Raw genomic sequence first — 21,765 nt, 5'->3', positions numbered from 1 at the left:
CCAATGAGGATCACTTCTTCGTCTTGCCCTGCGGCTTTTCCGGCTTCGGCGGCTTGCCGATGAGGTCGTCGGGGTCGTCGATCAGGCCGGCGGCCAGCGGATCGATCAGGACCTTGCCGCCCTCGAGGTCGATTTCAAGTACGGCGGCTTCCGAAAAGGGGATCAGCACGGGCCGCTTGCCCGGCCCCTTCAGCTCCAGGAGGTCGCCGGCGCCGAAATCATAGATGCCGCTGATCGTGCCGTAGCTGGTGCCCTTGTCGTCGACCGCTTCCAGCCCTTCGAGATCGGTGTAGTAGAACTCGTCTTCGTCGAGCTCCTCGTCCGGCAGGTTGTCGCGCTCGATGTAGAGCTCCAGCCCGTTTAGCGACTCGGCGGCATTGCGGTCGTTGACGCCGCGGAAGCGCACCACCACGATGTTCTTGGCTTCGCGAATTTCCAGCACTTCGAAGCTGCGGCCATCCATGCTGTGCAGGTGGCCGTAGTCGCCAAGCGCCGTGGGGTCCGAGGTATAGGCGCGGGCCCGCACTTCGCCTCTGAGGCCCTGTGCCGCGCCGATGGTGGCCATCAATACCGGGTTTTGCAGTTTCGTCATGCTCTCTTCGCCGATTGCCGGGATCGCTGCATAATTCCTCAAATCGGATTCGATTCAAGGAATTATGCAGCGGATATAAAGTGCTGCAGCGGCCTTTGCGCGTCATATGTGACGCGCGGGCTGCCGTTGCGTTCTCTCATAGGATGAAGACCCGCGGATGGGAAATAAAAAACGGGCGCCATGTCGCCATGCCGCCCGTTTTTCAATGATTGCGGAGCCGATTACTCGGAAGCAGCGGCTGCGTCAGCGGCCTTCTGTGCCTTTTCAGCAGCGCGTTCCTGAGCGCGCTTGCCCGGCTTTGCCTTTTCCGGGTTGTTCTTGGCGTCGCGCTGGGCAATGCCGGCTTCGGCCAGGAAGCGCAGAACGCGGTCGGTCGGCTGTGCGCCGTGGTCGAGCCAATGCTTGATGCGCTCGGCCTTGAGTTCAACGCGCTTGGCGTCGTCCTTGGCGAGCATCGGGTTCCAGGAGCCGAGGGTCTCCAGGAAGCGGCCGTCGCGCGGCGAGCGAGCGTCGGCAACAACAACGTGATAGTACGGGCGCTTCTTGGAACCACCGCGGGCGAGACGAATTTTCAGTGCCATAATTTCTACTCCTTAGGCTTTTCTTGGCCGCTTCGTTTAGCGGTATTGGTTACGTCGCGCTGCCTTTCCCGTGCCGCACGATCCCTGTCGAAAACGTCCTGCGTCTTTCGGGGATCATGCTGCCGGGAATTACCCTTTGAGATCGGCAGCGATCTGTTCATGATGCCGGATGACTTCCTTGATGACGAAGTTCAGGAACTTCTCGGCGAAATCCGGGTCCAGATTTGCGTCCTTTGCCAGACGGCGCAGGCGTTCGATCTGGTATTCTTCGCGCGCCGGATCGGCCGGCGGCAGGTCGTACTTGGCCTTCAGCACGCCCACTTCCTTCGTGCAGCGGAAGCGTTCGGCCAGCATGTGCACCAGTGCGGCATCGATATTGTCGATCGACTGGCGGTAGTTGCCCAATTGGGCTTTGACGTCTGGATCAATCATGGGGTTCGGCGATCCTTCTCACTTCTTCTTCGGCAAACCGGGCAGGCCTGGGAAACCACCGCCGAGACCCGGCAGCTTGGCGCCGCCGAGACCGGGCAATCCGCCACCGCCGCCGAGGCCCGGCATGCCGCCGGGGCGGCCGAGGCCCGCGGCTTCGGCCTGCTTCTGCAGGGCTTCGAGCTGCTTGGGATCCATGTTCGACAGGTCGGGCATTCCACCCATGCCGCCGCCGAGGCCCATCTTGCCGGCGAGGCCGCCCATCAGCTGCTTCATCATGCCGCCTTTGCCCTTGCCGCCCATCATCTTCATCATGTCCGCCATCTGGCGGTGCATCTTCAGAAGCTTGTTGATGTCGGAGGCGTCGGTGCCGGAGCCGGCGGCGATGCGCTTCTTGCGGGAATGTTTCAGCAGGTCCGGATTGGCGCGCTCTGCCTTGGTCATCGAGGAGATGATGGCGAGCTGGCGGCCGAAAAGCTTGTCGTTGAGGCCGGCGGCGGCCATCTTGTCCTTCATGCCGGCCATGCCGGGCATCATCCCCATGATGCCGCCCATGCCGCCCATCTTCTGCATCTGGCCGAGCTGATCGGCGAGATCGTTCAGGTCGAACTTGCCCTTGGCCATCTTGGCGGCCATGGCGGCCGCCTTTTCGGCGTCGATATTCTCGGCGGCCTTCTCGACCAGCGAGACGATGTCGCCCATACCGAGGATGCGGTCGGCGATGCGGCGGGGATGGAATTCCTCCAGCTCGCCCATCTTCTCGCCGACGCCGATCAGCTTGATCGGCTTGCCCGTCACCGCGCGCATCGAAAGCGCCGCACCGCCGCGGCCATCGCCGTCCATGCGGGTCAGCACGAGGCCGGTAATACCGACGCGCTCATCGAAATTGCGGGCGAGGTTGACGGCGTCCTGACCGGTCAAGCTGTCGGCGACCAGCAGGATTTCGTGCGGGTTGGACCGCTTCTTGATATCCGCCATCTCGACCATGAGCGGCTCGTCGATATGGGTGCGGCCGGCGGTGTCGAGGATGACGATGTCGTGGCCGCCGAGCTTGGCGGCCTGCACGGCGCGGGCGGCAATATCGGTCGGCGACTGGCCGGCGATGACAGGCAGCGTATCGACGCCCGTCTGCACGCCGAGCTGGCGCAACTGCTCCTGCGCTGCCGGACGGCGCGTGTCGAGCGACGCCATCAGGACCTTCTTGCGGTCGCGGCTCGTCAGGCGATTGGCGATCTTGGCCGTCGTGGTGGTCTTGCCGGAGCCCTGCAGGCCGACCATCATGACGACGACCGGGGCCGGCGCGTTGAGGTCGATGCCGACGCCTTCGCCGCCGAGCATTTCGATCAGCTCGTCATGCACGATCTTGACGACCATCTGGCCGGGCTTGATCGACTTCAGGATTTCGGCGCCGACGGCCTTTTCACGGACGCGATCGGTAAAGGAGCGAACGACATCAAGCGCCACGTCGGCTTCGAGCAGCGCGCGGCGAACCTCGCGCAGCGCTGCGGAAACATCGGCTTCCGAAAGCGCGCCGCGGCCTGTCAGTCCATTCAGAATGGAACCAAGACGGTCCTGGAGGTTTTCAAACATCAATTCTTCCTTATCGATCGCCTGGAGCTTTGGATTTGCGCATAAGTGCGGATCCTCGCCCGAAAACGTCGTGCTTTTCCATGACGAAAACAAGACGCAAAGCCAAAAAGCACCCGAGGGCGCGTCGCGCTGTCGGGTGTTGACCTCCGGGATCTCTTTATACCTTTATGGGTCCCGGTCGGTGGCTCGGAGGCTTGTGCTCGTCGCAGATTGCGGGCGATAAACAGGAAAAGGCCGGCAAAGTCAACCCAAGGCGGCGGAAATGCCTGAAATGCCCGGCCGATATCGCTATATGAATGTCGTTTTACCGGCAGCGCCTTTTCCTAATTGTTGTATCGATCCCCGCCAAGACATGATTCTCCGAGACAGACCCGAATGAATGATGCAGCCCTGACCAACCTTCTTGCCGCCTGCCGCGCCTATGCCGGCGGCCGCGTCGACGCGCAATTCAATGCGGCGGCGCAAGCCTTCTATGCGGGCGCCAAGGTTCAGCCCAAGATCGTGGCGCGGGCGGCGCGCGAGCTTGGCCACCTGCCGCCGCCGGGCGCCGCGATCTTTGCCAACATGCTCGGCACCATCGTCGAAAAGGGCGGCGCGGTGGAGCGCAGCGGCGCGGCCGTGTGGGAGCTCTATATGGCCTGGCTGCCGCAGGTCCATCGCGGCTTTGCAGGCCACAAGGAGCTGAGCCCGCGGCAAAGACAGCTACTCGATGCCTTCCAGCTGCTGAGCCAGTCGGCGGTTTCGCATCTCTCCGCCATGCCGCAGGAACGTAAGCTCGCGGCCGGCAACAAGGCGCTGATGGCGCAGCTTGCCGAGCTGCAGGATTATACGCCGGGCGCAGCCTGGGTCCGCCAGGTGCTCTTGAGCCGAAGCGACGCCTTGCTCGTGCTGCATCTGCCCAGCCGTCAGGGCTTTCGCCTGCGCTACGACAATATCGTCAACTGCTTTCATCTTTTCACGCTCATCCAGGCGGCATTCGGCGAAACGTTGCCCGGCGGCCGCGCGCCCAACAGGTTCATCACCGACATGGCGCGGTGCGTAACGGTGGCCGAAGACGGCAATGACGAGCCCTGGTGGCGCTATGAGACGGTGCAGCCGGACCAATCCGGTCTCATCGAGATTTCCGGCGAGGCGCCTGTCGAGACGATAGCCCGCATCGATGACCGGCAAGTCATTCTGCTTTCACCGCCGATCGAAGGAGCAGCCCTCTGGGATACGAGCTTCTTCACGCCGCAGCTCTTCGCCATGCCGGCGAATGTCGTGATCGAGGGAACGCTGACGGCGGGCGAGGCCGAGGAGTGGCTTGCCAGGATCGGCCGGCCGCAAGGACAGGCAGCGGACCATCAAGGCGCGGACAAGTCATGACGAGCTCATCCGGTCCATCCAGGAAAAATCCCTATTATCAGGGTCCGGTCTCGGACCACTTCGATGGTCAGCGCTTCTTCAATCCCGGCGGCGTCGCGCCGGGCGGTCCGTTCGATCTGCTGAAATGGCAGTTTGGCGGCGGCCGGGTGCGCTGGCCCAATCCCGTCATCAGCGCCTTTCCTCCGGCCAGGCCCGACCGGCACGTTTTCGGCAGCCAGTTGCGTGTGACCATGGTCGGGCATGCATCGATGCTGGTGCAGATTGCCGGTCTGAACATCCTGACCGATCCGGTCTGGTCGGATCGGGTCAGCCCCTTCCGTTCCGTCGGGCCGAAGCGCGTGGTGCCGCCCGGCATCCGCTTCGAGGACCTGCCGAATATCGACCTCGTCCTGGTGACGCACAATCACTATGACCATCTCGACGTTGCGACGCTTGCGCGCCTGCAGGCGGCGCATCGGCCGAAGATGGTGACACCGCTCGGCAACGATACGATCATTCGCCGCGCCGTTCCCGATGCCGATATCACCGTGGTCGATTGGGGCGACCGCATTGCCGTCAATGACGGGGTGACCATCGATGTCGAACCTTGTCATCACTGGTCGGCGCGGGGCATGGGCGACCGGCGCATGGCTCTCTGGGCGGCATTCGTGCTGACCACGCCATCGGGCAAGATCTATCATATCGGCGATACCGGGTTTCACGACGGCATCAATTATCAAGCCGTCCGGGAAAAGCATGGTGGCTTTCGCCTCGCGATCCTGCCGTTCGGCGCCTATGAGCCGCGCTGGTTCATGAAGGGCCAGCACCAGAATCCGGAAGAGGCGGTCAAGGGCATGAAGCTCTGCAACGCCTCCTATGTCGCCGGCCATCATTTCGCGACGTTCCAGCTGACGGACGAGGGCATCGACGCGCCGGTTCAGGCGCTGGATGTCGCCTTGAAGGCCGAGGGCGTCGAGCCGGATCGCTTTCGCCCGCTCAGGGCAGGGGAAGTCTTCGACGTGCCTGTTGCGTGAGTATTGAAACCAAAACCCCTTCTCCCCGAAGGGTGAAGGGGTTGCGTGGCCGCCTTTTGGGGCATCGAGCCCTACTGTGTAATCTCGGGCTCGACGAGTTTCGCCAGGTTGACCAGCGATTCCTGCCAGCCGAGATAGCAGGCTTCCGGCGGGATGACGTCGGGCACGCCGGCCTGGGTGATGTTGATCTCCGTTCCGACGAGAACCTTCTTCAACGTCACGGTCACTTCCATTTCCCCCGGTAGGTTCGGGTCGTCGAACTTGTCGGTGTAGCGTACCAGCTCGCCCGGGATCAGCTCACGGAAATCGCCGCCGAAAGCATGGCTTTCACCCGTCGTGAAGTTGCGGAACGACATTTTGAACGTGCCGCCGACGCTCGGTTCCAGATGATGCACGGTGCAGGCGAAGCCGTTCGGCGGCAGCCACTTGGCAAGCGCATCCGCTTCGATGAATGCGCGATAGACCTTTTCGGGGCTGGTGGCCAGGACGAGGTGCAGGCGTATGGTATTCGGCATTGTCTAAATCCTTCTGATTTGACGGAGTGGACGAGCCTAGGACGGGTGAGGTTTCGGTGATCCGACACGGGGAGTGAAATTTTTCGAAGACAGGCCGACACGCGGCGATGTTGACGATGTGAGTTGCACAGCGGGCTCGTATCGCGCTTTTGGTCGGAAGCGGTCGCTCAATCACGTCATTACTCGTACCATGATAATCGATCTCACCTCGCGGAAGTATCTCTAAATAACAACCGTAAATACGTGCTATGATTGGTAAATCAGTTCAACGGCGGTCGTTTAATGAGTGGATTTGAGGACTGGAAAAACAAGAACATTCTCGTGAGAGTAGCTGTGCTTTTGGGTCTTGGCTGGATTTTCTTTTGCATGCTATTCGCGATCTTTCTTATGATCTGCACCGGGATCGCGGGCTATCGCTTCCTGCCGTCGTCCGAATGGGTAGCGTCGATTGGGCGATGGGATATTGCGATGGGTGGAGGCACGGCACTACTTTTCTTGTTGTTCGCGCGTTTTAGCATTTCGCTTCAATTGGATAAAGGAATGTTGAAACCGGGGTGGAGGCCGACTCTTAGTATCGTGTTTTCACCATTTATCGGCTATTTGGTAGGTTCAATGGCAGGGGGCATGGCTTGGCCCATGATGTTGGCCTTGGTTGCCGGGCATCACGAAGAGCTTGCCTATACGGTAGGTCGCGCTGACAAATATTATGAAAGATATTGCTATTCGCCTTTGAAACTTCAGGGGCTGATGACTGACTTTGACGAAGTGTGCGGCGTTTCAGACGAATTCAGAAAAGGCCTTACGACCGGCACGCGCGTTATCGTTGCCGGTCACGGTACTCGTTACGGGCTGTTTGTGGCGGAACTGCGTAGATCCGGTTAGGGTCCAGCCCACGAGTGATAGATGCTTCAGGCCTTGAGTCACCATCCCACTGGTAATTCCCCCGCATTTCCGCCATATACAGCTCGAAAACAGGAATGATCCCATGAGCAATACGGTCGAATTCGCGCGGATGAACGGGCTTGGCAACAAGATCCTGGTCGTCGACATGCGCGGCCGTAAGGATGTGGTGACGGCTAAGGCGGCGATTGCGCTCAATGCCGATCCGGCCACGCAGTTCGACCAGATCATGGCCATCCACGATCCGAAGGCGCAAGGGACCGATGCCTGGATCGATATCCTGAATTGCGATGGCACCAAGGCGCAGGCCTGCGGCAACGGCACGCGCTGCGTCGTGCAGGCGCTTGCGGCCGAGACGGGCAAGAAGGTTTTCACCTTCCAGACCGTCGCCGGCATCCTGAACGCCGTCGAGCATGAGGACGGCACTATATCGGTCGACATGGGCAAGCCGGTCTTTGCGTGGGACAAGATCCCGCTTGCCGAGGAATTTGCCGATACGAGCCGCATCGAGCTGCAGATCGGGCCGATCGACAATCCGGTCCTGCATTCGCCATCCGTGATGTCGATGGGCAATCCGCATGCGATCTTCTGGGTCGACAAGGATCCGATGTCCTTCGATCTCGCCCGTTTCGGGCCGCTGCTCGAAAACCATCCGATGTTTCCCGAGCGCGCCAATATCACGCTGGCACAGGTGCTTTCGCCGACGACGGTGCGCACCCGCACCTGGGAGCGCGGCGCCGGCTTGACGCTGGCCTGCGGTTCGGCCGCCTGCTCAGCCGCCGTCAGCGCCGCCCGCACCGGCCGCACCGGCCGCAAGGTGACGATCGATGTCGCCTCCGCGCCTGCTCCGGGTCTGCTCACCATCGAGTGGCGGGAGACGGACGACCATGTCGTCATGACCGGTCCTGCGGAATGGGAATGGTCCGGCACCGTCGATCCGATCACCGGCCTTTGGGCGCGCGATGAAGAGCAGGGGGCTCAGGCGCGGTGAGCGGGGTCGAGGTCATTACCTTCGGCTGTCGTCTCAACACCTATGAATCCGAAGTGATGAGGGCCGAGGCGGAGAAGGCCGGGCTCAATAATGCCATCCTGGTCAATACCTGCGCCGTGACTGGCGAGGCCGTGCGCCAGGCGCGGCAGGCGATTCGCCGCGCGCGGCGCGACAATCCGCATGCCCGCATCATCGTGACGGGCTGCGCGGCGCAGACCGAGAAGCAGACCTTTGCCAAAATGGACGAAGTGGATGCCGTGCTCGGCAACGAGGAGAAGCTGAAGAGCGCTTCCTATCGTTCGCTGCCGGATTTCGGTGTGTCGGCGGAAGAGAAGCTGCGCGTCAACGACATCATGAGCGTGCGGGCGACAGCGCCGCAGATGATCCGCCATATCGACGGCCATGTGCGCGCCTTCATCCAGGTGCAGAACGGCTGCGATCATCGCTGCACCTTCTGCATCATTCCCTATGGCCGCGGCAATTCGCGCTCGGTGCCGATGGGCGCCGTGGTCGATCAGGCGCGCAACCTCACCGAAAGCGGCTATTGCGAGATCGTGCTGACCGGCGTCGATGCCACCAGCTATGGCGCCGATCTGCCGGGAACGCCGACGCTCGGCCTGCTTGCCAAGACGCTTTTGAAGCAGATCCCGGATATCCGCCGCCTGCGGCTTTCTTCCATCGACAGCATCGAGGCCGACCGGCACCTGATGGACCTCATCGCCGACGAGCCGCGCTTCATGCCCCATCTGCATCTGTCCTTGCAGCATGGCGACGACATGATCCTCAAGCGCATGAAGCGGCGGCACTCGCGCGCCGATGCCATCAGCTTCATCGAGGATGTGCGCCGCCTGCGCCCCGAGACGAGCTTCGGCGCCGATATGATCGCCGGCTTTCCCACGGAAACGGAAGAGATGTTTGCCAATGCCGTCGGCCTCGCCGAAGAGGCCGCGATCGCGCATCTGCACGTCTTTCCCTACAGCCCGCGCCCCGGCACGCCCGCCGCCCGCATGCCGCAGCTCGACCGCGCCTTGGTCAAGGAGCGCGCCGCGCGGCTGCGCGAGGCTGGACAAAGACTGCACCAGACCCATCTCGACAGCATGGCCGGAACACGGCAATGGCTGCTCGTCGAGAACAACGGGCTGGCGCATACGGAAAACTTCACGCTTGTCGCCGCCCCCGGCCTTCGGCCGCGCGACCTTGTGCAGGTCGCAATCACCGGCCACAATGGCAAGCACCTCGACATGCAACTTCTGGCCGCCGACGCGGCCTAATGCTTCAACGGATACTTCATGGCGCTCGGTTTCATCAAAAAAGTCTTCACCTTCGGCCGTGAAAAGCCGGCGGTAGAACAAGCGCCTGCGGAGGATTCAGCGAAGGTCGAAACTCCTGCTGCGGATGTTTCGCCGGCTACCGATTTTGCCGAGCCTGCGTCATCCCCCTCTGTCCCTTCGGGACATCTCCCCCACGAGGGGGGAGAACGGTTGGAGGATGCCGCGCCGGTTGAGCAAGAGCAATTGGCTGAAAGCCAGGCAGATGCTTCTGTCGCAGAAGAGATTGAGGCTGCCAAGGTTCCCCATTCCCCCGAATCCGAGTCGAAAGAGCAGCATGAAGAGCTTCAGGCAATCGAACCGGAGCAATCCGCCGATACTGAAGCCAGCGTAGTTTCGGAAGAGCACCCCATCGAACCGATCTCCCCCCTTGTGGGGGAGATGTCCGACAGGACAGAGGGGGGTGACGAAGGTGCGGCAGAGACCGACCTAGCGTCGAAAGACATTGACACCGCCCCCATCCTTCCCAAGGGCTTTGCAACCGCCGCCAGCATTCCCGAGCCCACTCCGGAAGCCCCAAAGCAAAAACTCTCCTGGTTCCAGCGCCTGCGCGCCGGTCTTGCGCGCACCTCGTCGCAGCTGACCGGCCAGATCGCGGCGCTCTTCACCAAGCGCAAGCTCGACGACCAGACGCTGCAGGATCTGGAGGATCTGTTGATCCAGGCCGATCTCGGCGTCGAGACGGCGATGCGGGTGACCGATACGCTGGCCTCCGAGCGCTATGGCAAGGATGTGACCAGCGAGGACGTCGGCCGCATCATGGCTCAGGAAATCGCCAAGGTTCTGAAGCCCGTCGCTAAGCCGTTGCAGCTCGATCTCAGCCACAAGCCGCATGTCATTCTCGTCGTCGGCGTCAACGGCACCGGCAAGACGACGACCATCGGCAAGCTGGCGGCAAAGCTTTCCGGCGCCGGGCTGAAGGTCATGGTCGCGGCCGGCGATACGTTCCGCGCCGCCGCCATCGAGCAGCTGAAGATCTGGGCCGACCGGACCAAGTCGGAATTCATCGGCACCAAGCTCGGCGCCGATGCCGCCGGCCTTGCCTTCGATGCTTTCCAGCAGGCCAAGGCCAACAAGAGCGACGTGCTGATCATCGACACCGCCGGCCGCCTGCAGAACAAGGCGGAGCTGATGGCCGAGCTCGAAAAGATCGTGCGCGTGCTCGGCAAGCTCGATCCGGATGCGCCGCATACCGTGCTGCAGACGCTCGATGCCACCACAGGCCAGAATGCCTTGAACCAGGTGGAAATCTTCCGCAACGTCGCCGGTGTCAACGGTCTCATCATGACCAAGCTCGACGGCACGGCGCGCGGCGGCATCCTTGTCGCCATCTCGGCCAAGCACAAACTGCCGGTCTATTTCATCGGCGTCGGCGAGGGTGTAGACGATCTTGAGCCGTTCGAGGCTGAAGATTTTGCCAACGCCATCGCAGGAACGGGTGCCGGAAGCAGCCAATGAACGACAAGAACAAACTCGACGATAGCGAAAGTGCCGCAATGACGACCAGCGACAACGAACTGACCCCAAGCGCCGCCGACAAGCATCACCCGATGCTGAAGCTGGTGCTGGAACTCGGGCCCTTGCTGGTATTTTTCTTCGGCAATCTGCGGGGAGAATGGCTGGCACAGCAATTTCCGCAGTTGGCGACGCTCGGCGGGCCTCTTTTCGTCGCCACCGGCCTGTTCATGGCGGCAACGGTGCTCTCGCTCGTCGTCTCGAAGGTCATGCTCGGCCATCTGCCGCTGATGCCCTTCGTCTCCGGCATCGTGGTTCTCGTCTTTGGCGCTCTCGGCATCTACCTGCAGAACGAAACCTTCATCAAGATGAAGCCGACCATCGTCAACGCCCTGTTCGGCGTGGTGCTGCTTGGCGGGCTCGCCTTCGGCAAATCGCTGCTCGGCTATGTCTTCAATGCCGCCTTTCAGCTCGACAGCGAGGGCTGGCGCAAGCTGACACTGCGCTGGGGCCTCTTCTTCCTGGTTCTGGCCGTGCTCAACGAAGTCGTCTGGCGCCTGTCGAACTGGTATTATCTGCCCGACGTGAAGGCCGCAGACAATCTCTGGGTGAACTTCAAGGTCTGGGGCACGATGCCGATCACCATCCTCTTCACCCTGTCGCAGATGCCGCTGATCATGAAGCATACGGTCGAGCCGCCGGCGGAAGGTGGAAAATGAGCGAAGCCATCGACGCGCAACACCGCTACCGGCAGCAGAGCTTCTGGTTGATCGCCTGTGCCATCGTCCTGCTCGTGCAGATCGTCACGGAATACATGATGGGCCGCGTGCCGATCTGCACCTGCGGCTACGTGAAGCTTTTCGAGCCGGTCGTGAAATCGAGCGGCAATTCGCAGCATATCGCCGACTGGTACACGCCGTCGCACATCATCCACGGCTTCCTGTTCTTCGGGCTGACGCATCTGATCATGCGCCGCAAGCCGCTGTCGATGCGGCTTTTCGTGGCCATGCTGATCGAATCCGGTTGGGAGATCCTGGAAAACTCGCCGATCATCATCAATCGCTACAGGGCGGCGACGATTTCGCTCGATTACGTCGGTGACAGCATCCTCAATTCGTCGATGGACGCGGTGTTCATGGTCGTCGGCTTCCTGTTTGCTTGGCGCGCGCCCGTGCTGGTGACGGTCGCCATCGCCATCTTCTTCGAGCTGCTGACCGGCTGGCTGATCCGCGACAATCTCACGCTCAACGTGCTGATGCTGGTGTGGCCGGTCGAGGCGATCAAGACGTGGCAGGGCGGGATTTAGTCTTATCCTCGCCCCATCGGGGAGAGGGTGGCGCGATAGCGCCGGGTGAGGGGGCGTTACCGGGAGAGTGATGCCTTTCGCTTGCCGCTCAAGGCCCTAGTCGCTTCCCGACCCCCTCATCCGCCCTTTGGGCACCTTCTCCCCGAGGGGAGAAGGAGTTCAGGCCGCCGGTTTCCCCAGAGCCTTCTCAATCGCCGGATAAAGCCCTTCCTTCAAGCTCGTCGGAGTAAATGGACCGACCTGTTTGTAGAGGATCGTGCCGTCGGGCGAGACAAGGTAGGATTCCGGGATGCCGTAGACGCCCCAGTCGATGGCGGCGGAGCCGTTGGGGTCGATGCCGATCGCATTGTAGGGATTGCCGAGCTCGCCGAGGAAGCGTAGCGCGTTCTCGCTCGTATCCTTGTAGTTGATCGCCACGATGTTCAGCCGGCCGTCCTTGGCGAGTTCCTTCAGCACCGGATGCTCGTCACGGCATGGGATGCACCAGGAGGCGAAGACATTGACGAGGGTCAGCTTGCCCTTGATGGCATCGTCCGTCAGTGCCGGCAGGTTGGAGCCTGCGAGCGGCGGCAGGGCGAGCTTGGGCGCTTTCGTGCCGATCAGCGCCGAGGGAATGGCCGATATATCTGTGCCGTGCACTTCCTGGTCGTACATGACCTTGCCGACAGCGAGCGCGATGCAGGCAAAGACGATGAGCGGGATCAGCGCCAGAAGATAGCGCGCGGTGCCGCCACCCGATTTCGGCTGATTCTTGTCGTCGGCATCGGCAGTCATTTCGCGTCGCCTTCCGGCTTGCGCTGCGAGCGGCGGCGGATGCCGGAAGCTTCGAGCGCTGCCAGTTCGCGGCGGCGCAGGCGTCCGTCGATCCATGTCCAGGCGATGATGGCGAGGATCATGACGGCGGCAAAGCCGTAGGAGCCGAGGACGTAGAAGGGATGCGTCATGCTAGTCCTCCCGGCCTGCCATGCGCGCGGCGATGCGGCGCTGCGCGGCAATGCGGCGGCGCCAGATCTCGTTGCGGATCGCCATCAGGTGCAGCGTGAAGAACAGCAGCGTGAAGGCGAGCGCCATGATGAAGAGCGGCCAGAGGAATTCCGCGTCGATGGCCGGACCGTCGAGGCGCATGATGCTTTCCGACTGATGCAGCGTGTTCCACCAGTCGACCGAGAACTTGATGATCGGAATGTTGATGAAGCCGACCAGCGTCAGGACGGCGGCGACGCGGGCCGCCTTCGACGGATCGTCCATGGCGCGGTTGAGCGCGATCAGGCCGAGATACATGAGGAACAGGATGAAGACGGAGGTCAGCCGCGCATCCCAGACCCAATAGGTGCCCCACATCGGCTTGCCCCAGAGCGAGCCGGTGACCAGCGCGATCAGAGTGAAGGCGGCGCCGAGCGGTGCTGCCGTCTTGCCCGCGACATCGGCCAGCGGATGGCGCCAGACGAGCGTGCCGATCGCCGACATGCTCATGATCGTGTAGCACATCATCGAAAGCCAGGCGGCCGGGACGTGGATATACATGATGCGGACGGTATCGCCCTGCTGGTAATCGCCTTCGGTGGAGAAGGAGAGGTAGAGGCCGATCGCGAAGAGAATGGCCGAGATCACCGCCAGCCAAGGGATGAGACGCGCCGAAAAAGCCAGGAACCGCGTGGGGTTGGCGAGGTCGGAAAATCGGCTGATCGCAGGGCTGATATCGCTCATGCGGCTTGTTTAACCCGATATGGCTTTTCCGGCAATCGACAGCATTGTCTCAGATCGACGAAACAGTCTCTCATCAAGATCAATCTGTCGTGTTGCGCAGCGCGAGCGCTGCGGCGGCCGGGCCGATAACGGCGAAGAACAGGGTCAGCGCGATCAGGATCAGGAACGGCGGCAGGAAGGGTTGCGGTCCCTCGACGGCGGCGTAGGTGGCGCCGACGCCGAAGATCAACACCGGGATCGCCAATGGCAGCACCAGAATGGAGACCAACAGGCCGCCGCGCGGCAATGCCACGGCGACGGCAGCGCCGACCGCGCCGATGAAGGTGATAGCCGGCGAGCCGACGAGCAGGGTCAGAGCCGTCACGCCGATTGCCGTCTCGTTCATATTCATAAAGAGACCGAGAAGCGGCGAGGCGATGACGAGAGGCAGGCCGGTCGCCACCCAATGGGCCGCGCATTTGACGAGAACCGTCAGCACCAGCGGCGTCTCCTGCATGACGAGCAGATCGAGCGAGCCGTCGTCGCGCTCGGCCTGGAACAGCCGGTCGAGGCCGAGGAGGCTGGCCAGCAGCGCACCGATCCAGACGATGGCCGGGCCGATGCGCGACAGAAGCTTGAGGTCCGGACCGACGCCGAAGGGGATGACGGCGACGACGGTGAGAAAGAAGAGGATGCCGATCAACGCCCCGCCGCCGGCGCGCACCGAAAGCTTGAGGTCGCGGAGGAAGAGGGCGGTCATGGATAACACCTGCCTTGGCGAGAGATACCCCCCTCTGTCCCTTTCGGGACATCTCCCCCACAAGGGGGGAGATTGGGAACTTGCTGCGCGCGCGTGCCCCTATCCGAGATCCAATCCGCAGAGACCAGGCCTGTTGGCTTTGTAAGCAGGTTCGGCAATCTCCCGGCAATCTCCCCCCTTGTGGGGGAGATGTCACGAAGTGACAGAGGGGGGTGTAGCAGTCTCCACGCGGGAAAGAATACCTGCTTCATCCCCACACCCCTTCGCTCACCCCGGCAAACCCCGTCATCCGCATTTCCTGTGCCTTCTCCAGCCCCAGCGGCTGGTGCGTGGCCGCAAGGACAATGCCGCCATTCTTCTGGTGAGCGGTGATCAGCTGCGCGAAGAGCTGGTCCGCCGACGTGTCCAGCGCCGCGGTCGGTTCGTCGAGAATCCAGATCGGCCGATGGGCCACCAGGAGTTTGGCGAAAGCGATTCGCCGCTGCTGGCCGGCGGAGAGGTAGCCGAAGGGCAGGTGGGTGATGCCGGCAAGCCCGACGGCTTCAACGGCTTCGTCGACACCGAGGCCGAAGCCGCCCGCCATGTCGCCGAGGAAGGTCTTCCAGAAAGAGAGATTTTCAGCCACGGTGAGCTCGGATTTCATCGCATTGCGGTGGCCGAGATAGTGGCTGGCCTCGCCGGCCGGCCGGTCCGAATCGCCGTCCTTGCCCGTCCATGCGACACGGCCCTTTTCCTGCCTCAGAAGACCGGCCACCACACGCAAAAGCGTGGACTTTCCGGAGCCGTTTCGCCCCGTGAGAACGAGGGCATCGCCGCCGCCCAAGCCAAAGGAAACATTCAAGAAAATCAGGTCCTCGCCCCGCCTCGCCGCCAGATTTTCAGCGCTTAGATGCATTCGCTCAGGCTTTCCTATTTTCTTTACCGCAACGCGCAAAAAATTGTCCAAATTTGCATCTTGTCACTCTGGCAAGTCTTTACGAAATTATCTATAAGACCTGCAACCACGCCAGCGGTCGGCGTGAATTCCATCCTTGCGCCGAACTTAAGGTATTTTCCTTACGTGCGGACAGCGGAAATGGCCGTACCCGCATCCTGATGTGCATAAAGTGCATAGGCGTTCGCACGACTGTGTTGGCTATCAGAAACGGGGTATCTCGTGTCTAAATCTCTTGACAGTTTCAATTGTCGTTCCACGCTGACCGTGGGCGGGAAAGACTATGTGTATTTCAGCCTTCCCAAGGCTGAAGCCAATGGTCTGCCCGGCGTTTCCAAGCTGCCTTACTCCATGAAGGTGCTTCTGGAAAACCTGCTGCGTTTTGAAGACGGGCAGTCGGTCACGAAGGATCATATCCTTGCCGTCGCCGAATGGCTGACCAACAAGGGCACCGTCGAGAACGAAATCGCCTATCGCCCGGCGCGCGTGCTGATGCAGGACTTCACCGGCGTTCCGGCCGTGGTCGACCTTGCTGCCATGCGTGACGCGATGGTTTCCCTCGGCGGCGATCCTGAAAAGATCAACCCGCTCGTTCCCGTCGACCTCGTCATCGACCACTCCGTCATCGTCGACGAATTCGGCACGCCGCAGGCTTTCGCCCGCAACGTCGAGCTCGAATATCAGCGCAACGGCGAACGTTACCGCTTCCTGAAGTGGGGCCAGCAGGCATTCAAGAACTTCCGCGTCGTTCCTCCCGGCACCGGCATCTGTCATCAGGTCAATCTCGAATATCTCGGCCAGACCGTCTGGACGAAGGAAGAGGACGGCGAAACGATCGCTTATCCGGACACCTGCGTCGGCACCGATTCGCACACGACCATGATCAACGGTCTCGGCGTTCTCGGCTGGGGCGTCGGCGGTATCGAAGCTGAGGCCGCCATGCTCGGCCAGCCCGTTTCCATGCTGCTGCCCGAGGTCATCGGCTTCAAGCTCACCGGCAAGCTCAAGGAAGGCGTTACCGCGACCGACCTCGTGCTGACCGTCGTGCAGATGCTGCGCAAGAAGGGCGTCGTTTCCAAGTTCGTCGAATTCTTCGGCCCCGGCCTCGACGCGCTGCCGCTCGCCGACCGCGCCACCATCGGCAACATGGGTCCGGAATACGGCGCGACCTGCGGCTTCTTCCCGGTCGACAAGGAAACCTTGAACTATCTCGACATGTCCGGCCGCGCGAAGGATCGTATCGCACTGGTCGAAGCCTATTCGAAGGCGCAGGGCATGTGGCGCGACAATGACGGCGCCGACCTCGTCTTCACCGATACGCTGGAACTCGAGCTTAGCGACGTCGTTCCGGCCATGGCCGGCCCGAAGCGCCCGGAAGGCCGTATTCCCCTGGAAAACATCGCCTCCGGTTTCGCGACGTCGCTCGAAACCGAATACAAGAAGCCCGGCCAGCTTTCGAACCGCTATGCCGTCGAAGGCACGGATTTCGATCTCGGCCATGGTGACGTGGCGATCGCCGCCATCACATCCTGCACCAACACCTCGAACCCGTCGGTGCTGATCGCGGCCGGACTTCTCGCCCGCAACGCCGTTGCCAAGGGCCTGAAGAGCAAGCCGTGGGTCAAGACCTCGCTGGCTCCCGGATCGCAGGTCGTCGGCGAATATCTCGCCAAGTCCGGCCTGCAGGCCGATCTCGACAAGCTCGGCTTCAACCTAGTCGGCTTCGGCTGCACCACCTGCATCGGCAATTCCGGCCCGCTGCCGGCGCCGATCTCGAAGACGATCAACGACAAGGGCCTGATCGTATCTGGCGTTCTCTCCGGCAACCGCAACTTCGAAGGCCGTATCTCGCCCGACGTCCAGGCCAACTACCTGGCATCGCCGCCGCTGGTCGTCGCCTATGCGCTTGCCGGCACGGTGCAGCTCGACCTGACGAAGGAGCCGATCGGCGAAGACCAGGACGGCAAGCCCGTGTTCCTCAAGGACATTTGGCCGACCTCGCACGAGATCCAGGAATTCATCCTGAAATACGTCACCCGCGAACTTTACGAATCCAAGTACGCCGACGTCTTCAAGGGCGATGCCAACTGGCAGGCCGTGCAGGTTCCTCCGGGTCAGACCTACGCCTGGGACGACAACTCGACCTACGTGCAGAACCCGCCCTACTTCGTGGGCATGGGCAAGACCGGCGCCGGCGTTTCCGACATCAAGGGCGCCCGCGTTCTCGGTCTCTTCGGCGACAAGATCACCACCGACCACATTTCTCCGGCCGGTTCGATCAAGGCTGCCTCGCCGGCCGGTGCCTACCTCATCGGCCATGGCGTCGGCGTTGCCGACTTCAACCAGTACGGCACGCGCCGCGGCAACCATGAAGTCATGATGCGCGGCACCTTCGCCAACATCCGCATCCGCAACCACATGCTCGGCCCGAACGGCAAGGAAGGTGGCTACACCATCCATTATCCGTCCAAGGAAGAGACGTCGATCTACGATGCGGCTATGCAGTACAAGGCCGAGGGCGTTCCGCTCGTCATCTTCGCAGGTGTCGAATACGGCAACGGCTCGTCGCGCGACTGGGCTGCCAAGGGCACCAACCTGCTCGGCGTGCGCGCCGTGATCGCCCAGTCCTTCGAGCGTATTCACCGCTCGAACCTGGTCGGCATGGGCGTCATCCCCTTCGTCTTCGAGGAAGGCACCACCTGGGCCGGCCTCGGCCTGAAGGGCGACGAGCTCGTCACGATCGAAGGCCTGGAGCACATCAAGCCGCGCGAGCGCAAGATCGCCAAGATCACCTATGGCGACGGCTCGGTGAAGGACGTTCCGATCATCTGCCGCATCGATACGCTGGATGAGGTCGTCTACGTCAACAACGGCGGCATCCTGCAGACCGTTCTGCGCGATCTCGCCGCCTGATAGGTCTTCCAAGCATGCTTGCACGCCGCCGGGGAAAGTCTCCCGGCGGCGTCTTGTTTTTCACGCCGATGTGTACGGCAAGCCCGGTGCCGGGCCTTGGTCTCACCCCATCGTGACTTTGCGTCATCGCGCTAAACCATTATCTCTTGTTTCAGATTTTTCGGGCTTGATGTGGGCTTGGTTGCCCAGGGAGCGTGAGCGTTTCGGAACCTGTGCGGCAGATGGCTCTGGAACTTTGAGACAGAGGTAAAAGGGAAATGCGCCTTCGATTTTCGGTTTCGCTTCTGGCAGGCATCGCGCTGGCAAGTTCGTTGCACGCGCAGGAGGCCGCGAAGATCAAGGGTGTCGTCGAGCTCTTCACCTCGCAGGGCTGCGCCTCCTGTCCCCCCGCCGATGCGGCCTTCCGCAAGCTGATCCGCCAGGGCGATGTGGTGGCCCTTGCGTATCACGTCGACTATTGGAACTATCTCGGCTGGAACGACACCATGGCGTCCAAGGACAATACGGCGCGCCAATATGCCTATGCCCGCACGCTTGGGCGCAGCGGGGTCTATACGCCGCAGGCGATCGTCAATGGCCGGGACCATATGAACGGCGCCGACCTCGACGCCATCAATGTGAAGCTCGACGATTTCCAGCGTGTCGGCGAGGGGCTGACGATCCCGGTCAATGCGGCCATGAAGGGCGACGAACTGGAAATCAGGATCGGCGCCGGCCAGGGCAAGGCCAATGTGGTCATCGTCTATTTCGACAAGGAGCAGATGGTGGCGCCGAAGGGCGGCGAAAACAATGGCCAGCAGATCGCCTATATGCATGCCGTGTCGGATGTTGAAACGGTCGGCATGTGGGACGGCAAGGCCATGAGCCTCGTGCTGCCTTCCAACGTGCTGGACAAGGCCGGACGAAGAGGCATGGCCGTCCTCCTGCAATCCTCGACGCCTTCGGGCGATCCGGCGGCGATCCTCGGGGCGACGGTTCTGACGGTCGGTTCCGACGGCTGAATGGTTTCCCCGAATGTCGGCCTGTGCCGAAAGCTTCCTGTTTCGGCTTGCGCCAAAAGCTCTCTATTTTGGCTGGCGCTAAAAAGGTCTCTATTTTGGCTCGCGCCAAAAAGAGGGAGTGCCCGGCGGGACGCATTCGGGGCTGGGGTTTAATCGATGCGCCCCGGCCGGGCCGTTTGACGCGGCGGCGCCAAACGGCCCTCTATACTTCCTGTAAATTGGGCGTCGTTTTGACTGAAATGCGGCATGGAGGAGATGGTTTCAGGCGTGGGAAAGAAATTGTGAGGCCTCATCCGTCTTGCAATTTGATGCGGCTGAGGCAAACTGTCATTCTCCTGTCATGAGATAGCCCCTGGGGGATTGATGACTGATCAGCCGGATTTGCGACACGGTGAAAGCCGTTCCGTCGATACGAACTCCTCCGTAGTCGTCGATCTCAGGGAATACAAACAGAGCAAGGATCCGCTGCCGGTGACCTTCCATCGCCGGGAGCTGGACGCGATCTTGTGGATCTACGGCCGCATGGTCGGCGAAGGCGAGTGGCGGGACTACGCCATCGACCACCTCAAGGACAAGGCGGTTTTTTCCGTCTTCAAGCGTTCCGGCGAGATGCCGCTCTTCTGTATCGAAAAGAATCCGAAGCTTGCGGCCAAGCAGGGCGCCTTCTCCGTCATCAATACCAATGGCATGATCCTGAAGCGCGGCCACGACCTGCAGCAGGTCCTGAAGGTTTTCGACAAGCAGCTGAAGCTGGTGGACAAGTAGCCGTTTCTCCGCAGTTGGGGGTATCAGGGGCTCAACAGGAGCGCAGATCTATCCTCCAAACAACGTCCCCGGATAAACTGCGGGATCCGGATCGCTGCCGTTGCCGTCCCCGAGCGCTTTCTGCATCAGCATGGTATCCAGCCATCGGCCGTGCTTGTAGCCGGTGCCCTTCAGGAGGCCGACCTCGGTGAAGCCTGCGGCGCGATGCACGGCGACGGAGGCGGGATGGGCGCCGCCGATCACGGCGATCATCTGGCGGAAGCCGAGCGTCTGGCAGCCCTCTACCAATGTGTCGAGCAGCAGCCTGCCCACGCCGCGCCCGCGGGCCTGCGGTGCCAGGTAGATCGAATCCTCCACCATCCAGCGATAGGCCGGCCGCGTGCGGAACGACGAGGCGTAGGCATAGCCGAGAAACGCGCCCGCCTCGTCTTCGGCGACGATATAGGGATAGCCCTTCTCGCGGATCGCCTGAAAGCGCGCCGCCATTTCCTCCTCGGTCGGCGGCGTGATCTCGTAGCTCGCCGTGCCATTCAGCACGGAGTCGCGATAGATTGTCGTGATGTGGGAAAGGTCGTCTGTGGAAGCGCTGCGAAGGCTGACGGACATCTGCTTTTGTGGCCTGATCTGCGGTTTGCGACGGCTGCTATCAAATCGCACGGGCTGTGACCAGGCAAATAAAAAGGCGGCCGAAGCCGCCTTTTCGATGGTTGTTCACGCCGCGCGATTAGTTTCGGTTGCCCATGAACCGCAGCAGGAACATGAACAGGTTGATGAAGTCCAGGTAGAGCGACAGGGCGCCCATGATGGCCTTGCGGCCGGCCACGGTGGCATCGTCGGCGGCGTAGTACATTTCCTTGATCCGCTGCGTGTCGTAGGCGGTGAGGCCTGCGAAGAGCAGCACGCCGATCACGGAAATGGCGAACTGCAGCGCGGACGAAGCCAGGAAGATGTTGACCAGCGAGGCGATGATGAGGCCGAAGAGACCCATCATCAGGAACGAACCCATCGCCGAGAGATCACGCTTGGCCGTGTAGCCGTAGAGCGACAGCGCGCCGAACGAGGCGGCGGTCACGAAGAAGGTCTGCACGACGCTCTGGCCGGTGTAGATGATGAAGATCGACGACAGCGACAGGCCCACCAGCGCGGCGTAGACCCAGAAGGTCGTCGTCGCGGCGGCCACGCTCATGCGGTTGATCCTGAAGCTCAGGAAGAAGACCATTGCCAGCGGAGCCAGCATCACAACCCACTTCAGCGGGCTCAGATAGATCGCCTGACCGAAGGTCGTGATCTGTCCGTCTGCGAAAGCGAGCGAGAAGGAGAGATAGGCGGCAACACCCGTGATCGCCAGACCCAGCGCCATCAGGTTATAGACCTTGAGCATGTAGGCTCGAAGGCCAGCGTCTATCATCGCACCGGACTGTGCACCGCTCTGCACCCGGTTTTGGTAATTGCGAAAGTCAGCCATGTTTTCCTCTTTCAAGCTCCGATTTGAATACGGTGTCGGGTCTTTCGGACCCAGGCGCCGCTGCGGAGCTCCAGCATGCCTGCACAGAATATGAGGCTTTCAGGCCTTATACACAAGGGTCAAGCGGCGGCCCCCGTGTTAAATCGATGTAATATCGGGCCGTTTTGACGGCTCTC

The 21,765-nt window shown here is 61.7% G+C and carries 23 protein-coding genes; 11 read left to right on the top strand and 12 right to left on the bottom strand.

The window, feature by feature from the left end:
- Positions 1 to 10: 10 nt before the first annotated feature.
- The 4 genes from rimM to ffh all read right to left on the bottom strand — a co-directional run bounded on the left by rimM (position 11) and on the right by ffh (position 3,192).
- Positions 11 to 592 carry a ribosome maturation factor RimM gene (gene rimM / locus ACQZ6J_RS14325; protein ID WP_449084533.1) on the bottom strand — a complete coding sequence of 194 codons (582 nt, stop codon included), beginning with the start codon at positions 590 to 592 and terminating at the stop codon, positions 11 to 13.
- A 221-nt stretch (positions 593 to 813) separates the two neighbouring features.
- The gene (gene rpsP / locus ACQZ6J_RS14320) at positions 814 to 1,173 is read right to left on the bottom strand and encodes a 30S ribosomal protein S16 (protein WP_163987106.1); all 360 of its coding nucleotides are present in this window, start codon (positions 1,171 to 1,173) and stop codon (positions 814 to 816) included.
- Between the two features lie 129 nt (positions 1,174 to 1,302).
- Positions 1,303 to 1,605 (bottom strand): chorismate mutase, encoded by a 303-nt coding sequence (locus ACQZ6J_RS14315; RefSeq protein ID WP_163987105.1) that lies wholly within the window; start codon positions 1,603 to 1,605, stop codon positions 1,303 to 1,305.
- Between the two features lie 18 nt (positions 1,606 to 1,623).
- Entirely contained in the window at positions 1,624 to 3,192 is a 1,569-nt protein-coding gene (gene ffh, locus ACQZ6J_RS14310) for a signal recognition particle protein (RefSeq protein WP_163987104.1), read from the bottom strand.
- A gap of 375 nt (positions 3,193 to 3,567) precedes the next feature.
- Here ffh and ACQZ6J_RS14305 point away from each other — a divergent pair, with 375 nt between their 5' ends.
- Positions 3,568 to 4,557 (top strand): hypothetical protein, encoded by a 990-nt coding sequence (locus ACQZ6J_RS14305; protein WP_449084532.1) that lies wholly within the window; start codon positions 3,568 to 3,570, stop codon positions 4,555 to 4,557.
- Positions 4,554 to 5,570, top strand: a complete 1,017-nt coding sequence (locus tag ACQZ6J_RS14300; RefSeq protein ID WP_449084531.1) for an MBL fold metallo-hydrolase — start codon at positions 4,554 to 4,556, stop codon at positions 5,568 to 5,570. Before ACQZ6J_RS14305 ends, ACQZ6J_RS14300 begins: the two co-directional genes overlap by 4 nt.
- A 71-nt stretch (positions 5,571 to 5,641) precedes the next feature.
- Here the strand turns inward: ACQZ6J_RS14300 and ACQZ6J_RS14295 are convergent, their stop codons facing one another.
- A complete protein-coding gene (locus tag ACQZ6J_RS14295; protein ID WP_449084530.1) occupies positions 5,642 to 6,085 on the bottom strand; it encodes an SRPBCC family protein in 444 nt (147 codons plus the stop codon).
- A 252-nt stretch (positions 6,086 to 6,337) separates the two neighbouring features.
- Between ACQZ6J_RS14295 and ACQZ6J_RS14290 the strand changes: the two genes are divergently transcribed.
- The 6 genes from ACQZ6J_RS14290 (at position 6,338) to ACQZ6J_RS14265 (ending at position 12,065) form a co-directional block, all read left to right on the top strand.
- On the top strand, positions 6,338 to 6,967 hold the full coding sequence (locus ACQZ6J_RS14290) for a hypothetical protein (RefSeq protein WP_449084529.1): 630 nt from the start codon (positions 6,338 to 6,340) through the stop codon (positions 6,965 to 6,967).
- A gap of 103 nt (positions 6,968 to 7,070) precedes the next feature.
- Positions 7,071 to 7,976 carry a diaminopimelate epimerase gene (gene dapF / locus ACQZ6J_RS14285; RefSeq protein WP_449084528.1) on the top strand — a complete coding sequence of 302 codons (906 nt, stop codon included), beginning with the start codon at positions 7,071 to 7,073 and terminating at the stop codon, positions 7,974 to 7,976.
- A complete protein-coding gene (gene mtaB / locus ACQZ6J_RS14280) occupies positions 7,973 to 9,247 on the top strand; it encodes a tRNA (N(6)-L-threonylcarbamoyladenosine(37)-C(2))-methylthiotransferase MtaB (protein WP_449084527.1) in 1,275 nt (424 codons plus the stop codon). The genes dapF and mtaB overlap by 4 nt, the downstream gene beginning before the upstream one ends.
- A gap of 18 nt (positions 9,248 to 9,265) precedes the next feature.
- Positions 9,266 to 10,762 (top strand): signal recognition particle-docking protein FtsY, encoded by a 1,497-nt coding sequence (gene ftsY, locus ACQZ6J_RS14275; RefSeq protein ID WP_449084526.1) that lies wholly within the window; start codon positions 9,266 to 9,268, stop codon positions 10,760 to 10,762.
- Positions 10,759 to 11,478 (top strand): septation protein A, encoded by a 720-nt coding sequence (locus ACQZ6J_RS14270; RefSeq protein ID WP_163987097.1) that lies wholly within the window; start codon positions 10,759 to 10,761, stop codon positions 11,476 to 11,478. Before ftsY ends, ACQZ6J_RS14270 begins: the two co-directional genes overlap by 4 nt.
- Positions 11,475 to 12,065: a DUF2585 domain-containing protein gene (locus ACQZ6J_RS14265; protein ID WP_449084525.1), complete on the top strand. Its 591-nt coding sequence runs from the start codon at positions 11,475 to 11,477 to the stop codon at positions 12,063 to 12,065. The genes ACQZ6J_RS14270 and ACQZ6J_RS14265 overlap by 4 nt, the downstream gene beginning before the upstream one ends.
- Before the next feature lie 159 nt (positions 12,066 to 12,224).
- Here the strand turns inward: ACQZ6J_RS14265 and ACQZ6J_RS14260 are convergent, their stop codons facing one another.
- From ACQZ6J_RS14260 to ccmA, 5 genes are all read right to left on the bottom strand, one after another.
- Positions 12,225 to 12,839: a DsbE family thiol:disulfide interchange protein gene (locus tag ACQZ6J_RS14260; protein WP_449084524.1), complete on the bottom strand. Its 615-nt coding sequence runs from the start codon at positions 12,837 to 12,839 to the stop codon at positions 12,225 to 12,227.
- Positions 12,836 to 13,009, bottom strand: coding sequence for a heme exporter protein CcmD (gene ccmD, locus ACQZ6J_RS14255; RefSeq protein WP_449084523.1), 174 nt, complete (start codon positions 13,007 to 13,009; stop codon positions 12,836 to 12,838). The genes ACQZ6J_RS14260 and ccmD overlap by 4 nt, the downstream gene beginning before the upstream one ends.
- A gap of 1 nt (position 13,010) precedes the next feature.
- The gene (locus ACQZ6J_RS14250; RefSeq protein WP_449084522.1) at positions 13,011 to 13,772 is read right to left on the bottom strand and encodes a heme ABC transporter permease; all 762 of its coding nucleotides are present in this window, start codon (positions 13,770 to 13,772) and stop codon (positions 13,011 to 13,013) included.
- 79 nt (positions 13,773 to 13,851) lie between these two features.
- A complete protein-coding gene (ccmB, locus tag ACQZ6J_RS14245) occupies positions 13,852 to 14,511 on the bottom strand; it encodes a heme exporter protein CcmB (protein WP_113384841.1) in 660 nt (219 codons plus the stop codon).
- Between the two features lie 247 nt (positions 14,512 to 14,758).
- Positions 14,759 to 15,406, bottom strand: coding sequence for a heme ABC exporter ATP-binding protein CcmA (ccmA, locus tag ACQZ6J_RS14240; protein ID WP_449084521.1), 648 nt, complete (start codon positions 15,404 to 15,406; stop codon positions 14,759 to 14,761).
- A 261-nt stretch (positions 15,407 to 15,667) separates the two neighbouring features.
- On the opposite strand from ccmA, the gene acnA reads away from it, so the two are divergent.
- The 3 genes from acnA to ACQZ6J_RS14225 all read left to right on the top strand — a co-directional run bounded on the left by acnA (position 15,668) and on the right by ACQZ6J_RS14225 (position 20,124).
- Positions 15,668 to 18,358, top strand: a complete 2,691-nt coding sequence (gene acnA / locus ACQZ6J_RS14235) for an aconitate hydratase AcnA (protein WP_449084520.1) — start codon at positions 15,668 to 15,670, stop codon at positions 18,356 to 18,358.
- 257 nt (positions 18,359 to 18,615) lie between these two features.
- Positions 18,616 to 19,359 carry a DUF1223 domain-containing protein gene (locus ACQZ6J_RS14230; protein ID WP_163987089.1) on the top strand — a complete coding sequence of 248 codons (744 nt, stop codon included), beginning with the start codon at positions 18,616 to 18,618 and terminating at the stop codon, positions 19,357 to 19,359.
- Between the two features lie 363 nt (positions 19,360 to 19,722).
- Entirely contained in the window at positions 19,723 to 20,124 is a 402-nt protein-coding gene (locus ACQZ6J_RS14225; protein ID WP_163987088.1) for a DUF2794 domain-containing protein, read from the top strand.
- A 48-nt stretch (positions 20,125 to 20,172) separates the two neighbouring features.
- Here ACQZ6J_RS14225 and ACQZ6J_RS14220 read toward each other — a convergent pair whose 3' ends face one another.
- Positions 20,173 to 20,730 carry an N-acetyltransferase family protein gene (locus ACQZ6J_RS14220; RefSeq protein ID WP_449084519.1) on the bottom strand — a complete coding sequence of 186 codons (558 nt, stop codon included), beginning with the start codon at positions 20,728 to 20,730 and terminating at the stop codon, positions 20,173 to 20,175.
- 118 nt (positions 20,731 to 20,848) lie between these two features.
- The gene (locus tag ACQZ6J_RS14215) at positions 20,849 to 21,589 is read right to left on the bottom strand and encodes a Bax inhibitor-1/YccA family protein (RefSeq protein ID WP_449084518.1); all 741 of its coding nucleotides are present in this window, start codon (positions 21,587 to 21,589) and stop codon (positions 20,849 to 20,851) included.
- Positions 21,590 to 21,765 lie beyond the last annotated feature (176 nt).

It is taken from the genome of Rhizobium sp. A37_96, from assembly GCF_053521765.1.
The sequence above is the reverse complement of the archived record's forward strand: the minus strand, read 5'-3'. Positions and strand labels throughout refer to the sequence as shown.

What these genes read in the sequence shown, in the direction of transcription:
- rimM (WP_449084533.1), bottom strand. Translation starts at nt 592, where the DNA reads ATGACGAAACTGCAAAACCCGGTATTGATGGCCACCATCGGCGCGGCA.
- rpsP (WP_163987106.1), bottom strand. Translation starts at nt 1,173, where the DNA reads ATGGCACTGAAAATTCGTCTCGCCCGCGGTGGTTCCAAGAAGCGCCCG.
- ACQZ6J_RS14315 (WP_163987105.1), bottom strand. Translation starts at nt 1,605, where the DNA reads ATGATTGATCCAGACGTCAAAGCCCAATTGGGCAACTACCGCCAGTCG.
- ffh (WP_163987104.1), bottom strand. Translation starts at nt 3,192, where the DNA reads ATGTTTGAAAACCTCCAGGACCGTCTTGGTTCCATTCTGAATGGACTG.
- ACQZ6J_RS14305 (WP_449084532.1), top strand. Translation starts at nt 3,568, where the DNA reads ATGAATGATGCAGCCCTGACCAACCTTCTTGCCGCCTGCCGCGCCTAT.
- ACQZ6J_RS14300 (WP_449084531.1), top strand. Translation starts at nt 4,554, where the DNA reads ATGACGAGCTCATCCGGTCCATCCAGGAAAAATCCCTATTATCAGGGT.
- ACQZ6J_RS14295 (WP_449084530.1), bottom strand. Translation starts at nt 6,085, where the DNA reads ATGCCGAATACCATACGCCTGCACCTCGTCCTGGCCACCAGCCCCGAA.
- dapF (WP_449084528.1), top strand. Translation starts at nt 7,071, where the DNA reads ATGAGCAATACGGTCGAATTCGCGCGGATGAACGGGCTTGGCAACAAG.
- ftsY (WP_449084526.1), top strand. Translation starts at nt 9,266, where the DNA reads ATGGCGCTCGGTTTCATCAAAAAAGTCTTCACCTTCGGCCGTGAAAAG.
- ACQZ6J_RS14270 (WP_163987097.1), top strand. Translation starts at nt 10,759, where the DNA reads ATGAACGACAAGAACAAACTCGACGATAGCGAAAGTGCCGCAATGACG.
- ACQZ6J_RS14265 (WP_449084525.1), top strand. Translation starts at nt 11,475, where the DNA reads ATGAGCGAAGCCATCGACGCGCAACACCGCTACCGGCAGCAGAGCTTC.
- ACQZ6J_RS14260 (WP_449084524.1), bottom strand. Translation starts at nt 12,839, where the DNA reads ATGACTGCCGATGCCGACGACAAGAATCAGCCGAAATCGGGTGGCGGC.
- ccmD (WP_449084523.1), bottom strand. Translation starts at nt 13,009, where the DNA reads ATGACGCATCCCTTCTACGTCCTCGGCTCCTACGGCTTTGCCGCCGTC.
- ACQZ6J_RS14250 (WP_449084522.1), bottom strand. Translation starts at nt 13,772, where the DNA reads ATGAGCGATATCAGCCCTGCGATCAGCCGATTTTCCGACCTCGCCAAC.
- ccmB (WP_113384841.1), bottom strand. Translation starts at nt 14,511, where the DNA reads ATGACCGCCCTCTTCCTCCGCGACCTCAAGCTTTCGGTGCGCGCCGGC.
- ccmA (WP_449084521.1), bottom strand. Translation starts at nt 15,406, where the DNA reads ATGCATCTAAGCGCTGAAAATCTGGCGGCGAGGCGGGGCGAGGACCTG.
- ACQZ6J_RS14230 (WP_163987089.1), top strand. Translation starts at nt 18,616, where the DNA reads ATGCGCCTTCGATTTTCGGTTTCGCTTCTGGCAGGCATCGCGCTGGCA.
- ACQZ6J_RS14225 (WP_163987088.1), top strand. Translation starts at nt 19,723, where the DNA reads ATGACTGATCAGCCGGATTTGCGACACGGTGAAAGCCGTTCCGTCGAT.
- ACQZ6J_RS14220 (WP_449084519.1), bottom strand. Translation starts at nt 20,730, where the DNA reads ATGTCCGTCAGCCTTCGCAGCGCTTCCACAGACGACCTTTCCCACATC.
- ACQZ6J_RS14215 (WP_449084518.1), bottom strand. Translation starts at nt 21,589, where the DNA reads ATGGCTGACTTTCGCAATTACCAAAACCGGGTGCAGAGCGGTGCACAG.